Raw genomic sequence first — 12,819 nt, forward strand, 5'->3', positions numbered from 1 at the left:
GGATAATTTTGCGGTCTGTGAAGCACCGATATCTACATTTAGTAGGAAATCGGCGGCTGAAATGCCGTTCTAATGGCGATTGCCGCCGGGAGCGGCACACCCGCGCGCTCAATTCTCGGTTGCGATGCCCCTCAGAGGTGTCGGGCGCCGAGTGAATTCGATTTCGAATCGACCACCTTCGCCCGGGCGATATCGCCGATCGCTGCGGTGGAGGCTTCGATATGGACCGCGTGGAGATACTCGGATTTGCCCAGCATCTGGCCCGGCACGCGCCCCTCGCGCTCGACCAGCACCGAGACCTCACGGCCCACCATCTCCTGCTGGATTTCCCGCTGGTGCCGGGTGATCAGCGCCTGCAGCCGCTGCAGCCGGTCGTCAGCGACGGCCGCATCGACCATGGGGCGTTCCGCGGCGGGGGTGCCGGGGCGGGCGGAATATTTGAAGGAATAGGCATAGCCGTAGCGCACGGCCTCGACGAGGGCCATGGTCGCCTCGAAATCGGCATCGGTTTCCTCGGGGAAGCCGACGATGAAATCGCCCGACATGACGATATCGGGGCGGGCCGCCCGGATGCGTTCGATCAGGCGCAGATAGCTCTCAGCCGTATGGCTGCGGTTCATGCGTTTGAGGATACGATCAGAGCCCGACTGCACCGGCAGGTGCAGGTAGGGCATCAGTTCGGCCACGTCGCCATGGGCGGCGATCAAGGCATCGTCCATGTCGTTGGGGTGACTGGTGGTATAGCGGATCCGGTCGAGGCCATCGACCTTCGCCAGCTCCCGGATCAGCCCGGCAAGGCCGCCCTCGTGGCCGTGGTAAGCGTTGACGTTCTGGCCCAGCAGGGTGACTTCGCGCACGCCACGCTCCACCAGATCGCGCGCTTCGGCCAGCACCCGCGCGGCGGGGCGGCTGACTTCGGCGCCCCGGGTGTAGGGCACCACGCAGAAGGCACAGAACTTGTCGCAGCCCTCCTGCACGGTCAGGAAAGCGGCGGGCGCGCGTTTCGCCTTGGGGCGCGCCTTGAGGTGATCGAACTTGTCCTCTTCGGGGAAATCGGTGTCGAGTGCCTTTTCCCCGGCGCGGGCCTTTGCTTCCAACTCGGGCAGGCGGTGGTAGCTTTGCGGGCCGACCACGAGGTCCACCAGCGGCTGACGGCGCATGATCTCTTCGCCCTCGGCCTGCGCAACGCAGCCCGCCACGCCGATCTTGAGATCGGGCTTTTCCGCCTTGAGCCCCTTGTAGCGGCCCAGTTCGGAATAGACCTTTTCCGCCGCCTTCTCGCGGATGTGGCAGGTATTCAGCAGGATCATGTCCGCGTCGTCGGGCCTGTCGGTTTCGACATAGCCCCGCCCGCCCATGGCCTCGGCCATGCGCTCGCTGTCGTAGACGTTCATCTGGCAGCCGTAGGTCTTGATAAAGAGCTTCTTGGGCGCAGTCATCGCATCGGTCCGCTGGGTCTTGGGAATGTCAGGCGTCTATCAGGGCGCCCCGACGCTTGCAATGCACAGCGAATTAACCGATTCTGCCGCAAAAATAAGAACAGAGAGGGCGCATGCAGTATTCCGGCCTGAAAGAGATGATCGCGGGCGAGCGCGCGCGGCTCGCCAAGGGGCCTGTCGCGATCATCATGGTCGAGGATGACGTCGAGGTCGCCACCACGCTGCGGCACCACCAGCAGATGGGGTTCAAGGCGGTCATTGCGCTGATGCCCCCCGCGTTCGACCTGCCTCGCGACTTGTCGGAGACGGTGATCCGCGTGGACTACAACATGTCAGCCGAGCACGCGATGGAAACGGCGATCAACACGCTGATGACGCCGATGGCCGGGCAGTGGGTCTATTACTGCTACAACGCGGAATACCTCTTCTATCCTTTCAGCGAGACTCGCAACATCATCGAGATGCTCGCCTTTCACACCGAGGAACGGCGCGACGCGATGCTGGCCTATGTGATCGACCTGTATGCCGATGACCTGCATCAGTTTCCGAATGCGGTATCGCTGGACAGGGCACATCTGGACCGCTCGGGCTATTACGCCCTCGCGCGCACCGACGCGGGAAAGGACAACCACCCGAAGGAACGGCAGCTCGACTTCTTCGGCGGCCTGCGCTGGCGGTACGAGGAACACGTGCCGCAGAACCGGCGCAAGATCGACCGCATTCCCATCTTTCGCGCCAGAAAGGGGCTGAAAATTCGCTGGGACCACACGTTCAGCGACGAGGAATACAACACCTATGCCTGCCCCTGGCACCACAACATTACCACGGCGATCTGTTCATTCCGCACCGCCAAGGCGCTCAAGACCAATCCCGGCAGCACTTTCGATATCGAGACCTTCAAGTGGCACAATTCCGCGCCCTTCGAATGGCACTCGCGGCAGTTGCTGGATCTGGGGCTGATGGAACCGGGGCAGTGGTTCTGACCGGCAGGACCTGCACCTGATCAGGCGGGTGCGGCTGCGCCCTCTTCCTCGGGTTCGGGGTCGGGCAAGACGCCCACCACCTCGGCCCCGCCATGGGTGATCCGCACGATGCGCCGCTTGCCGCTTGGCGAGGGCCGGATCATGAAGGCCTCCTTCTCGTTTTTGAAAAGGGTCTCCATCGTGTCCTTGAACACCGCCTTGATCAGCCCGCCATTGGCCACGACATTGAGCAGCCAGAGCTGATCGCCACTGCGCCAGGCTTCCACGTTCGGAAGCAGGCCGTACTTGCAGTAGAATTCCTTGTTTTCCTCGTTGAGATGCGCCCAGATCAACCCTGCGGTCGGCTTGCCTTTGGCATCGACGTAAAGGCAATAGGGGTGCTGGCAGACTAATTCGAACCAGTCTCCGGTGGGACAGTCGCACTGCCCCTTATTCGGCGCAGAGACCGCGCCATTCGGCGAGGGCGGCGGCACGGTTCAGCTTGAAGTGGGTTCGATTTGAAAGACTGCGTTCCTGGTTGAAGTGGTTGAAGACCGAGGCATGGACGGAGGCGAATTTCTGCAGACTTCGCATGCGCCGGAACCGGAGCATAGCCCGCTCGCGTCGTCGGAAAGGCAAGTGTGAATTCTCAGCGCGGTTGTTCGCCCAACGGCCGGTCTCCTGCTTTGCCTCCGCACCGATGGCCTTCAAGGCAGCCCCGTAGGACCTGAGCCTGTCAGTCACGATGGCTTCGGGCTTCCCATGCTTGCGCATTGCTTTCTTTAGAAACTTGAGCGCGGCCTTCTTGTCACGGGTCTTCGTGACGAAGCTTTCCAGCACCTCCCCCTCGTGATCTATCGCCCGCCACAAATAGTGCATCTCGCCATTGATCTTCACGAACATCTCGTCGAGATGCCAGCGCCAGCGACTGGACCGCATGCCCTCGATGCGGCGTTTCCGGATCTCGGAAGCGAAAATTGGACCGAACCTGTGCCACCAGTACCGGATCATTTCGTGGCTGACATCGACACCCCGCTCGTGCAGCAGGTCCTCCACGTTGCGGAGCGAGAGTGGAAAACGAATGTAGAGCATCACCGCCAAGCGAATGATCTCCGGGCTGGTCTTGAAGTACTTGAAGGGAGAGCGTTTCGTCATGCTTGGACGCTAGTCACCACCCTGCCGCGCCTCAAGCCGAGTTTGTCTGACAATGCCCGTCGATCAGCCCCGCCAGACGCCCGTGCATCCAGGCGGCCAGCACGTCGTTCATGCGGCTTTGATACCCTCGCCCGAAGCGCCGGAAAAACCGCACCACGTCCGCGTCGATCCGGATGGTCAGCCGGACCTTCTTCGCCTGCCCCTTCGCATTTGCAATCTCGTGCCACGCCGCCGGAATGCGCTTGGCGTCCAGCACCTCCTGATGCAGGTCCCATTCGATCTGCTTCATCAGGTCGTAGAAGTAGTTGAAGTGCTCCCGCTGCACTTTGCCACGCTTCGTCATCACCCGCTCCGTCATGTTTTGCGTGGCGAGTTAGCGAAACTTTGGTTAAAAACGTCCGAACCCACCGTGTGCACGGGCGGTGTACGCCCGGTGTACAGGGTGTGACAATTTACGATTTGTGAACCCTTTCGGCACCACCGGAGGGCACCCCGGCAGAAAGACCAGAGAAATCAAATGTATACACCCGCGATCACCGGCACCGGCGTCTTCACCCCCGATCAGGTGATCACCAACGCCGAATTGGTTAACGCCTTCAATGCCTACGTGGACCTCTATAACGCCGAACACGCCGATGCTATCGCCGCCGGAGAGGTCGCAGCCAAGGAGTATTCATCCGAGGAATTCATCGTCAAGGCCAGTGGTATCGAACAGCGTTATGTCATTGACAAGACAGGCGTTCTCGACCCCCGCGTCATGCATCCCCTGCTCCGCCAACGCTCTGACGACGAACCCTCGCTGATGGCCGAAATGGCGCTCGATGCCGCCAAAAAGGCGCTGGATGCGGCAGGCAAGACGCCCGCCGACGTCGGCGCGGTGATCTGCGCCGCCTCCAACCTCGAACGCGCCTACCCCGCCGTCGCGATCGAAATCCAGAACCTTTTGGGAATCAACGGCTTCGCCTTCGACATGAACGTCGCCTGCTCGTCGGCGACCTTCGGCATTCAAGCCGCCGCCGACATGGTGCGCAGCGGATCGATCCGCAGCGCACTGGTGGTTAACCCCGAGATCTGCTCCGCCCACCTCGAATGGCGCGACCGGGATTGTCATTTCATCTTCGGCGACGTGGCAACCGCCACCTTCATCGAACGGGCAGAGGACGCGACGGGCCCCTATTTCGAAATCAAATCGACCCGCTGCGCGACCGAGTTTTCCAACAACATCCGGAACAACAACGGTTTTCTGCGCCGCTCGCGACCCGACGGATTGAAGGACCGCCGCGACATGCAGTTCATGCAGAACGGGCGCAAGGTCTTCAAGGAAGTGGTGCCGATGGTCTCGGATCATATCGCGCAGCACATGGCCGACGAAGGGGTCGAAGCCACTGATCTCAAACGGCTTTGGCTGCACCAGGCCAACAAGTCGATGAACGATTTCATCGGCCGCAAGGTGCTGGGCCGCGCGCCGGAGCCGGAGGAGCAGCCGAACATCCTGCAGGACTACGCCAACACCTCATCCGCCGGGTCGATCATCGCCTTTTCCAAGCATTCCAGGGACATGGCCGATGGCGACAAGGGGCTGATCTGTTCGTTCGGCGCGGGATATTCGGTTGGGTCGGTGATCGTGGAGAAACACGGTTGAGGGGCCGTTAACACGATATTGAGGAAAGATGGTTAAGACCCTTGGCCGAATAGCGTCGGTCAGCGGAGACTATTGAAATCCACTAAACTCAGAATACTCCAAACCCTCAGCTCGCCTCGTCCTCAAGGTTCAGTTTCATGTCGACCAGCACCTGCTGCAGCAGCGTGGTCTCTTTGAGCAGCCGCTTGGCCTCGTTCACGCTGATCCGGCCGTCTTCGATCGACTGCTGGTACTCCGCCATCAGCATCGCAAACCGCTGGCTCAGCGCGATGACGTCGGAATTCACCCCACCCGAGCGCCGCGCGTTGTTCGGACGGTTCTCGAAACTCAGCCCCACGCCCCGTAGCTCGGCGAGGGCGGCGGTGACATGGGGATAGCTGGCCACCTCCTCCAGCTGTGCCACCGCATCGATGGGCATGAAGCGGTCGGCGTGTTCGTCATTGTCGGAATAATAGCGGCCCAGCGTCGCCTTGGACTTGCCGGTCACGGCGCAGGCAGGCTCGATGCCTACGTCTTTCACAAGTGCTTCGGTGTGCTTCTTCAGATAGCTGCCGATAATGGCCATATCCTGACGTCCCCAAATTCTGTGTCGCTTCCCGCTGGACCGCACATCGGGGAAAGACCGTTGACTTTTCCCATTAATTGCTCGGGCCGGAAATGTCATTCAGAAAACCACCGGGCCTGATAGCCAGGTGATACGAGTGCCGCCGCCCTCGGGCGGTGTTTGTTCGGGGTCCGTACGCCGTCCTTGGGTCTTTGCCGCACACATCGACGCAAGCCACACAAGCGTACGAACTTCGCTTTGCCCCAAGCAGACTTGAACGTGCGGGACCCCTCGGGCAAAGAAGCATCATGGCCAAGCTCTACTTCCACTACTCCACCATGAACGCGGGCAAATCGACCGTGCTCTTGCAGGCGGCGCATAACTACGAAGAGCGCGGGATGGTGCCCTATCTGCTAACCGCGCAATTCGACAAGCGCGCGGGTGAGGGGCGGATCGGCTCGCGCATCGGGATCGGTAAGGAGGCCGACACCTACGCGCCGGGCGAGGATCTCCTTGCCAAGATCGAGGCGCGACTTGCCACAGGGCCCGTCGCCTGTGTCTTTGTCGATGAGGCGCAGTTTCTCGAGGCCGAGCAGGTCTGGCAACTGGCCCGTGCGGTGGACGATCTGAAGGTGCCGGTGATGTGCTTTGGCCTGCGCGTCGATTTCCGGGGGGAGCTGTTTCCCGGCTCTGCCACCCTGCTGGCGCTCGCAGACGAGATGCGCGAGGTGCGCACGATCTGCCATTGCGGGAAGAAGGCGACGATGGTCGTGCGCAAGGATGCCAGCGGTCAGGTGGTCAAGGACGGCGCGCAGGTGCAGATCGGCGGGAACGAGACCTATGTCTCGCTTTGCCGCAAGCATTGGCGCGAGGCGGTGGGGGATCGGGAGCCGCGAACCGCAACATAATTCTTTGCGACATTGAAAACCGCGATTAGTCTTCCGTGCAGTAACGACCGGAATTGCCGCAGATGTCGCTCAAGCCCAAAAAACCTAAGAAGAAACTCTTTGCAAAGCTCAAGCCGCTCGACGATGCGGTCGCACAGTCCAAGAATACGGCTGCCGATACCAAGGCGCTGGAAGGGGCAAAGAAAGAACTGGACAAGGCGACCAAGCAGCTTGAGACGGCGATGATGAAGTCGTTCCAATGCCACGAGAAAGCCTACAAGCTGGCCCCGAACATAGACAAGACACCGGAGACCCCCAGCCCGGTGCCGATCCCCTACCCGACGCTTCAGAAACTTGAGAAAGAGACGAAGAGCGCGCTGAAGGTGACCGAGAAGGCGCTGAAGAACCACGAGAAGGTTCAGAAGAAGCTGGTTAAGCTACTTGACCGCGAAATCAAGGTTCTGAAGAGCGGGGCGAAATCGTCAAAGGGGGACGAAGCAGGGACGCTCAAGGGGCTGACATCGGCCAAGACCATGGGCAAGGCCCAGTGGGTTCAATATTCGGTCAATGTGAAGGCGGAGGGCAAAGCGGTGACGCGCATGTTGGATTTGATGTCGGATCAGCACCCCAAGAAATAGTCTCGCTGCGCAGGGGGCCTTTATGATCTTTTTTCGTTTTGTTGGACCCGACCCGCTTCCGGCGTGAAACGACGCGCGACGGTATGCGACACGAAGGCCAGCCGCAATTCCGAAACGCGTCATCAGGACAGAACGCGTCGTCCTGCTAATGCATCCGCCCCCCATCAGGCACCGCGCGATCCGGGGACAGCAAGACAATATCCCCGCCGTCATCCGCCACGCCCAGCACCAGCACCTCGGACATGAAGGGGCCGATCTGGCGCGGCGGAAAGTTCACCACGCCCATGACCTGCCGACCGACCAGCGTTTCGGGGTCGTAATGCGCAGTGATCTGGGCCGAGGTCTTGCGCTCTCCGATCTCGGGGCCGAAGTCGATCCACATCTTGATGGCAGGCTTGCGGGCCTCGGGAAAATCCTCGGCGCGGATCACCGTGCCGACGCGGATATCGACCTTGAGATAGTCGTCGAAGGTGATCTCGTCAGCCACGGGCAAGCTCCCTTGAGCGGTCGGTCGCGGCCTTCACGGCGCGGTTGAGGAGGGCTGGGAAGCCGCTTGTCTCGTCCATCAGCACCTCGAGTGCGGCCTGCGTCGTGCCGTTGGGCGAGGTGACGTTGATGCGCAACTGCGTGGGCGTGTCGTCCGACTGCATGGCAAGCGCCCCTGCCCCGGCGACGGTGGCCTTGGCCAGTTGCATGGCAAGGTCGGCGGGCAGGCCCTGCGCCTCGCCCGCAGCGGCCATGGTTTCGATCATGTGAAAGACGTAAGCAGGCCCCGAGCCGCTGACGCCGGTGACGGCGTCGATCTGGGCCTCTTCGGTCAGGCGCACCACCTCGCCCACGGCGCTGAGCAGGGTCTCGGCCTCGTCCAGCGCGGCGTTGCCCGCCACGTCGTTCGCCACGATGGCCGTGATCCCGCGCGAGATGGCGGCGGGGGTGTTGGGCATGGCGCGGACGACGGGGGTCTGGGTGCCGAGCGTTTCCTCGAAGTAGGAGATGGGGGTACCGGCGGCGACGCTGACGAAAAGGGTGGTGCCGTTGCCCATGGCCTTGAGCGTCGGGAGGGCCTCGGACATCATCTGGGGTTTCACGGCGACAAGGACGATGGCGGGGCTGGCGGGCAGATCCGCGTTCAGGTGCACGCCCTGCGCCTTGAGCCAGTCCGACGGATAGGGGTCTATCACCCAGACCGAGGTGGGCGGCAGCCCCCGCGCCAGCCAGCCCTCGAGCATCGCCGAGCCCATCTTGCCGCATCCGAGCAGGACGAGCCCGTCCCTGGCAATTCTGCTGTCTTTCATCGTGCTCCCCCGGTTTGTTTCCGGGGGGCAGTGTTACGCCCGGCCGTAGGCCTCTGCAATGGCGACCTGCAAGGCCTGCTCGGGCGTCTTGTCGCCCCAGACCTGCAGTTGCAGCGCGGGGTAGTAGCGTTCGGCCGACATGACGGCGGCACCGATCATGGTGTCGATCTGCTCGGCACTGGCGTCCTGTCCGCCCGCGCAGACGAGGCCGTAGCGGTAGACCATCAGCTTCTGTTCGGCCCAGTAGGTGAAGGCCCCGGCCCAGCACTGATCGTTCACGCGGTTCAGAAGGTCGTAGAGGCCCGGCAGCTTGTCCTCGGGCGGGTCCATTTCGAAGGTGCAGATCAGGCGCAGCGTTTCGTCGAAACCCGACCAGGCCAGGGTGATCGAATAGGTGCGCCACTGGCCCTCGACGGCCATGGCGATCTGTTCCTGCGAAATACGGTCAAAGTCCCACTCGTGGTATTCGGCCAGCGTTTCGACGATATCGATGGGGTGGATTTCTTCTTCCAGGTACTGCTCGGTCAGGGCCATTTCGACACCTCTTTTGTAAGTCCAGCCCGAGGTGGCGCAGCGCCACGCTAGGACTGGATGCCTCTACAATAGGCCGTTGGGCGAGCAACCGCCTATACAAGATATGGTGGGCGCAAAGAGGGGCGTCTGGCAACCTTTTTCTTGGGGATAAACGCAATTGATGGGGGATAACTGCGATATCTTGTGGATGGCCTGAGCGCGGCTACATCATCAGCGTCTTGTGGCGGGCGACCCAGGGGTGCTCCGATCACACCGTTGCGAAATCGCCCCGGTATAAACACGATTTGAACGCATTGGCCGGCAATCTGTGGTTGCAGCCCCATATCAATCCGGAGGCGACATCATGCGCTGGTTCTTGACACTCCCCCTTATTCTTGCGGCCTGTGTCCCGGCCCCTGCCCCGCAGGGGTACGGCAGCGCGTCCTATCGCTATGCGGCAACGCCGTCCGCGCCCAGCCTTTCGGTGCAGAGCGCCGCGCGGCGGGCCTTCGGCTACGGACTTCCCCGCGACGACATCAGCGTGGTCGTGGACGGCACGCCGATGGGGATGCGCATGGTTGCGGTAGGCGGGCAGAGCTTTGCCGTCTTTCACCAGTACGGCATGCCTTTCGCCGTCCGTCGCCACCGCGACCTGTCCTCTCAGGCGCAATTCGTGGCGCAGCAGTCGACGGGATGCGCGGTGAGCGGGCAGACTTTCCGCCAGACCTACTCCAATAACGCTTTCCCGAAGTACGCCGTGCATCTGATGTGCTGAGACAACGCGCGACCGCTGGCAGGAGCGCAGGGGTATGAACAGAGGTCTCCTCGAAGTGACGTGTTTCGAGACGGGTTCCTAGCGTTCCATCAGGAACTGCGCCACCGCCTGATAGGCGGGCAGCGAGGTCGGGTCGATGAAGCCGTTCTGCGCGCGGGGGTAGGAGGCAAGGCGCACCAGCACCATGCGCGCGGTCGGATCGACGTATATCGTCTGGCCATGCACCCCGCGCGCGGCATAGGCGCCGTGGTCGTTGTGGAAGACCCACCACTGGCTTGTGTAGCTGCCATTCGGAATCGTGGCGAAGCCGCTGAACCTGGAGGGATCGCCCCCGGCGGCGATCTTGCGAACGACCTCGGCCGGGAAGACCTGTGTCTCGCCGGACTTGCCTTCGTTCAGCATCAGCATCCCGAGACGACCGAGGTCCCGCAGGCCCGCCGTCACACCACCTCCCGCGAAGGGTACGCCCTTGCCATCGACAGTCTGGTAAGCGTCTTGTTCGGCCCCCATGGGCCGCCATAACCGTTCGGAAGCCAGATCGGTCACGGCCTTCCCGGTGACACGGCTGATCATCCAGCCCAGCATGTCGGAGTTGATGGTCTTGTAGTGGAAGGCGTCGCCGTGGTTGCCCTCGGGTTTGACCTCTTGGAGGTATTCCCAGTAGCCGTCCGGCCCATCATAGCCTTCGGGCTTGGGCAGCGGGCTGGCGGCGCGGGAATAGACCCAGATGTCGGCGTTGGGGTCGGAGTAGTTTTCGGAGTACTGGACGCCGGTGGTCATATCCATGACCTCGCGCACCGTTGCGGTGGCAAAGGCGCTGTCGCCGATTTCCGGGATCACGTCGCGGACCAGCAGGCTGTCGTCGAGCACGCCTTCGGCCACGAGGATTTCGCCCAGAAGGCCGGTGATCGACTTGGTCATCGACATGATCGCGTGTTTGCCGTCCTCTTCAAGGCAGCCGAAGTAACGCTCGTAGACGACCTCGCCCTCGTGCAGGATCATTATGCCATCGGTATAGTTGGCATAGAGCGACTCTTCCCACGTCATGGGGGTGTCGCTGTTCATCGGGGTGAAGGTCAGCGCGTCGATCTGCTGGCGCAGCTCGGCGAAGGCGGCGGGTGTGGGATAGTCGAGCGGCGCAGGTGCGCCGAGGCCACGGCTGATGTCCTCGGTGGGGAGGAATTCGCGCAGGTGGCAGACGGACCAGCGCAGCTTGGGGAAGCTGAAGTAGTTGCTGTCAGGCTGGGTGATCAGCTTGTCGGGTGGCGGCGGGAAGCCCTGCATCCAGCCCATCACGCGCGGATCGGAGTCCTGTGCCGACAGCGGGGCCGTCTGGGCAGTGGCGAAGGACGCCCCGCTCAGTGCGAGGCCCGCAGCGGTGACCAGCGGCAAGAGCTTAGAAATTGAAGACGACATTGATGAATCCTCCGGTCCAGTTGGGCACATCCCCGCTTACGGTGTTCTTTATCCCCTCGCCCGGGAAAGACACGCTGATCCCGGCGGTGAGGTAGGTGTTGCGGTTGATGATGCGGCTGTATTCAAGAAATAGGTCATCCGACAGATGCGCGTTTGTCACGCCGGAAATGACATTGGCGGTCCCGCCTGTCGTGTCGAGGCGCGTGGCCTGACCGAACTGGATGGGGCTGAACAATTCGTTGGCGCGGATATGCGCGTAGCGCAGCGTGATCGTGTCGCGCGGGGTCGGTTTGACGCTGAGGGCGATGTTGTGAGACTGCACGTTGGAATTGATGAAGACCATCGACGATTTAGACCCGGTGGCCCAGGCGCTGGGGGAGCCTTCGTAGTAGAGCGGATCGAAGCGTTCGAGCCTCGTGGTGTTGGGGTCATCGCCAGAGAAGGTCTGGAAGGAATAGGTCAGGGTCGGGGACCACGGGAGGGAGGCGAAGGCATGGCTGGCCTGTACCCGTCCGGCCCAGGCGCTGAGGTCGATGTCGTCGTTCCATTCGCGCGCGAGATCGGCGGCGAAGCTCCAGTTCTCAAGCGCGCCGGACAGGGGGCTCGTTCGTGCATAGAGGTTCAGGGCACGGGTGCCTTCGCGGGCCCCCGGCAGGATCGTGGGCGCACCGCTGCCGCCGGGCGCGGCCTGAATGTAGGGGGATTCGGAGTTGAGCACCGAGGCAAAGGTCAGCCCGAGAAAACCGCCTCCGGCCCAGTCATGGCGGAGGTCCAGCCCGGCCAGCCTGTTCTTGCCGTCATTGGCGGGGCGTTCGTTGGGGTCGATGTAAAAGGCGGTTCCCGTGAGGCCGTCCTGTGTCAGCCGCGCGATGGCGGCCTTTTCCCACGCCTTGCGCGGTCCGAATTTCAGCGCGCCCCGTTCGAAACCGCTGGAGCCGCCGTTGGCGATCAGCATGCCAGTGCCGAGTTTCAGCTCGCGCGGGCCGAGGGAGAAGTCGAACACAGGGCCTCCGTCGGCGGGGGTGCGCAGGCCGAGGTAGGCCTCTTCCAGCGTGATGCGGCCGGTGTCGCCGAAGTCATAGGCGTCGGTGCCGAAGGTGTAGGAGGCGACGGCGGAGGCTTTGCCGTAGAGGACCGAGCCGCTGTCGAGCATCTTTTCGAAGCTGAGACCCGGTTTGACGTAGACTTCGAGCCAGCTTGTGTCCGGGTCGAAACCCGATCCGGGGGCGACGGTGTCGGAGAAATTCCAGAAGAGATTTGCCTCGCTCACGGCGTTGAGGCCGAATTGAAGATGCCCCCGGACGGTCAGCCCGTCCGCATCGTGGATCAGCATCGGGTCGCTTGCCTGTGCCTGAAGGCTTGTACCCGTTGCCAGCAGCATGAGGGCAGAACAGGTGACAATCCCAAGGCGGCGCAGCCGTTGCGAAAGCAACGGGAGCGACAGACAGCCTGCCTGTGCCTCACGGCGCTGCCCCCCGCACGGCGCAAGGCATAATTCCGATCACGCTGACATCCTTCCGGCCCAAGCCTCCCCAAGCTGCTGCGACCGAGTA

15 protein-coding genes are annotated in these 12,819 nt (G+C 62.3%); 5 read left to right on the forward strand and 10 right to left on the reverse strand.

The window, feature by feature from the left end:
* Positions 1-131 precede the first annotated feature (131 nt).
* The gene (miaB, locus tag AB2B41_RS08290; RefSeq protein WP_367877305.1) at positions 132-1,439 is read right to left on the reverse strand and encodes a tRNA (N6-isopentenyl adenosine(37)-C2)-methylthiotransferase MiaB; all 1,308 of its coding nucleotides are present in this window, start codon (positions 1,437-1,439) and stop codon (positions 132-134) included.
* A 113-nt stretch (positions 1,440-1,552) separates the two neighbouring features.
* Between miaB and AB2B41_RS08295 the strand changes: the two genes are divergently transcribed.
* The gene (locus tag AB2B41_RS08295) at positions 1,553-2,422 is read left to right on the forward strand and encodes a hypothetical protein (protein WP_367877306.1); all 870 of its coding nucleotides are present in this window, start codon (positions 1,553-1,555) and stop codon (positions 2,420-2,422) included.
* Positions 2,423-2,442: 20 nt separating this feature from the next.
* Here the strand turns inward: AB2B41_RS08295 and AB2B41_RS08300 are convergent, their stop codons facing one another.
* From AB2B41_RS08300 to AB2B41_RS08310, 3 genes are read right to left on the reverse strand one after another with little or no spacing between them, the layout of a single operon-like run.
* Positions 2,443-2,895, reverse strand: a complete 453-nt coding sequence (locus AB2B41_RS08300) for a toxin-activating lysine-acyltransferase (RefSeq protein ID WP_367877307.1) — start codon at positions 2,893-2,895, stop codon at positions 2,443-2,445.
* Positions 2,852-3,556 (reverse strand): IS6 family transposase, encoded by a 705-nt coding sequence (locus AB2B41_RS08305; protein ID WP_367877308.1) that lies wholly within the window; start codon positions 3,554-3,556, stop codon positions 2,852-2,854. Before AB2B41_RS08305 ends, AB2B41_RS08300 begins: the two co-directional genes overlap by 44 nt.
* A 31-nt stretch (positions 3,557-3,587) precedes the next feature.
* A complete protein-coding gene (locus AB2B41_RS08310; RefSeq protein ID WP_367877309.1) occupies positions 3,588-3,899 on the reverse strand; it encodes a BrnA antitoxin family protein in 312 nt (103 codons plus the stop codon).
* A gap of 174 nt (positions 3,900-4,073) precedes the next feature.
* Between AB2B41_RS08310 and AB2B41_RS08315 the strand changes: the two genes are divergently transcribed.
* Positions 4,074-5,198 carry a beta-ketoacyl-ACP synthase III gene (locus tag AB2B41_RS08315; protein WP_367877310.1) on the forward strand — a complete coding sequence of 375 codons (1,125 nt, stop codon included), beginning with the start codon at positions 4,074-4,076 and terminating at the stop codon, positions 5,196-5,198.
* Between the two features lie 106 nt (positions 5,199-5,304).
* Here AB2B41_RS08315 and AB2B41_RS08320 read toward each other — a convergent pair whose 3' ends face one another.
* A complete protein-coding gene (locus AB2B41_RS08320) occupies positions 5,305-5,763 on the reverse strand; it encodes a hypothetical protein (protein WP_367877311.1) in 459 nt (152 codons plus the stop codon).
* A 287-nt stretch (positions 5,764-6,050) separates the two neighbouring features.
* On the opposite strand from AB2B41_RS08320, the gene AB2B41_RS08325 reads away from it, so the two are divergent.
* A complete protein-coding gene (locus AB2B41_RS08325; RefSeq protein ID WP_367877312.1) occupies positions 6,051-6,650 on the forward strand; it encodes a thymidine kinase in 600 nt (199 codons plus the stop codon).
* A 62-nt stretch (positions 6,651-6,712) separates the two neighbouring features.
* Complete coding sequence (locus AB2B41_RS08330; RefSeq protein WP_367877313.1) at positions 6,713-7,267, forward strand: DUF4150 domain-containing protein; 555 nt, start codon at positions 6,713-6,715, stop codon at positions 7,265-7,267.
* Between the two features lie 145 nt (positions 7,268-7,412).
* Here AB2B41_RS08330 and AB2B41_RS08335 read toward each other — a convergent pair whose 3' ends face one another.
* Genes AB2B41_RS08335 through AB2B41_RS08345 form a run of 3 tightly spaced genes read right to left on the reverse strand, consistent with a single transcriptional unit; the run spans position 7,413 to position 9,096 of the window.
* Positions 7,413-7,754 (reverse strand): tRNA-binding protein, encoded by a 342-nt coding sequence (locus AB2B41_RS08335; protein ID WP_367877314.1) that lies wholly within the window; start codon positions 7,752-7,754, stop codon positions 7,413-7,415.
* A complete protein-coding gene (gene proC, locus AB2B41_RS08340) occupies positions 7,747-8,562 on the reverse strand; it encodes a pyrroline-5-carboxylate reductase (RefSeq protein ID WP_367877315.1) in 816 nt (271 codons plus the stop codon). Before proC ends, AB2B41_RS08335 begins: the two co-directional genes overlap by 8 nt.
* 33 nt (positions 8,563-8,595) lie before the next feature.
* Positions 8,596-9,096: a type III secretion system chaperone family protein gene (locus AB2B41_RS08345; RefSeq protein WP_367877316.1), complete on the reverse strand. Its 501-nt coding sequence runs from the start codon at positions 9,094-9,096 to the stop codon at positions 8,596-8,598.
* Positions 9,097-9,439: 343 nt separating this feature from the next.
* Here AB2B41_RS08345 and AB2B41_RS08350 point away from each other — a divergent pair, with 343 nt between their 5' ends.
* Positions 9,440-9,850, forward strand: a complete 411-nt coding sequence (locus AB2B41_RS08350; protein WP_367877317.1) for a hypothetical protein — start codon at positions 9,440-9,442, stop codon at positions 9,848-9,850.
* Between the two features lie 78 nt (positions 9,851-9,928).
* On the opposite strand, the gene AB2B41_RS08355 is transcribed toward AB2B41_RS08350, so the two are convergent.
* Positions 9,929-11,266 carry a serine hydrolase domain-containing protein gene (locus AB2B41_RS08355; RefSeq protein WP_367877318.1) on the reverse strand — a complete coding sequence of 446 codons (1,338 nt, stop codon included), beginning with the start codon at positions 11,264-11,266 and terminating at the stop codon, positions 9,929-9,931.
* The gene (locus AB2B41_RS08360; protein WP_367877319.1) at positions 11,247-12,647 is read right to left on the reverse strand and encodes an alginate export family protein; all 1,401 of its coding nucleotides are present in this window, start codon (positions 12,645-12,647) and stop codon (positions 11,247-11,249) included. Before AB2B41_RS08360 ends, AB2B41_RS08355 begins: the two co-directional genes overlap by 20 nt.
* Positions 12,648-12,819: the final 172 nt, after the last annotated feature.

Origin of the sequence: Sulfitobacter sediminis (assembly GCF_040811725.1) — a bacterium.
Classification (GTDB): domain Bacteria; phylum Pseudomonadota; class Alphaproteobacteria; order Rhodobacterales; family Rhodobacteraceae; genus Sulfitobacter; species Sulfitobacter sediminis.

Excerpts from the sequence above, each read along its gene's own strand:
- AB2B41_RS08320 (WP_367877311.1), bottom strand. The coding sequence starts at position 5,763 with ATGGCCATTATCGGCAGCTATCTGAAGAAGCACACCGAAGCACTTGTG.
- AB2B41_RS08305 (WP_367877308.1), bottom strand. The coding sequence starts at position 3,556 with ATGACGAAACGCTCTCCCTTCAAGTACTTCAAGACCAGCCCGGAGATC.
- AB2B41_RS08330 (WP_367877313.1), top strand. The coding sequence starts at position 6,713 with ATGTCGCTCAAGCCCAAAAAACCTAAGAAGAAACTCTTTGCAAAGCTC.
- AB2B41_RS08345 (WP_367877316.1), bottom strand. The coding sequence starts at position 9,096 with ATGGCCCTGACCGAGCAGTACCTGGAAGAAGAAATCCACCCCATCGAT.
- AB2B41_RS08355 (WP_367877318.1), bottom strand. The coding sequence starts at position 11,266 with ATGTCGTCTTCAATTTCTAAGCTCTTGCCGCTGGTCACCGCTGCGGGC.
- AB2B41_RS08350 (WP_367877317.1), top strand. The coding sequence starts at position 9,440 with ATGCGCTGGTTCTTGACACTCCCCCTTATTCTTGCGGCCTGTGTCCCG.
- AB2B41_RS08310 (WP_367877309.1), bottom strand. The coding sequence starts at position 3,899 with ATGACGAAGCGTGGCAAAGTGCAGCGGGAGCACTTCAACTACTTCTAC.
- AB2B41_RS08295 (WP_367877306.1), top strand. The coding sequence starts at position 1,553 with ATGCAGTATTCCGGCCTGAAAGAGATGATCGCGGGCGAGCGCGCGCGG.
- AB2B41_RS08325 (WP_367877312.1), top strand. The coding sequence starts at position 6,051 with ATGGCCAAGCTCTACTTCCACTACTCCACCATGAACGCGGGCAAATCG.
- AB2B41_RS08315 (WP_367877310.1), top strand. The coding sequence starts at position 4,074 with ATGTATACACCCGCGATCACCGGCACCGGCGTCTTCACCCCCGATCAG.
- proC (WP_367877315.1), bottom strand. The coding sequence starts at position 8,562 with ATGAAAGACAGCAGAATTGCCAGGGACGGGCTCGTCCTGCTCGGATGC.
- AB2B41_RS08360 (WP_367877319.1), bottom strand. The coding sequence starts at position 12,647 with ATGCTGCTGGCAACGGGTACAAGCCTTCAGGCACAGGCAAGCGACCCG.
- miaB (WP_367877305.1), bottom strand. The coding sequence starts at position 1,439 with ATGACTGCGCCCAAGAAGCTCTTTATCAAGACCTACGGCTGCCAGATG.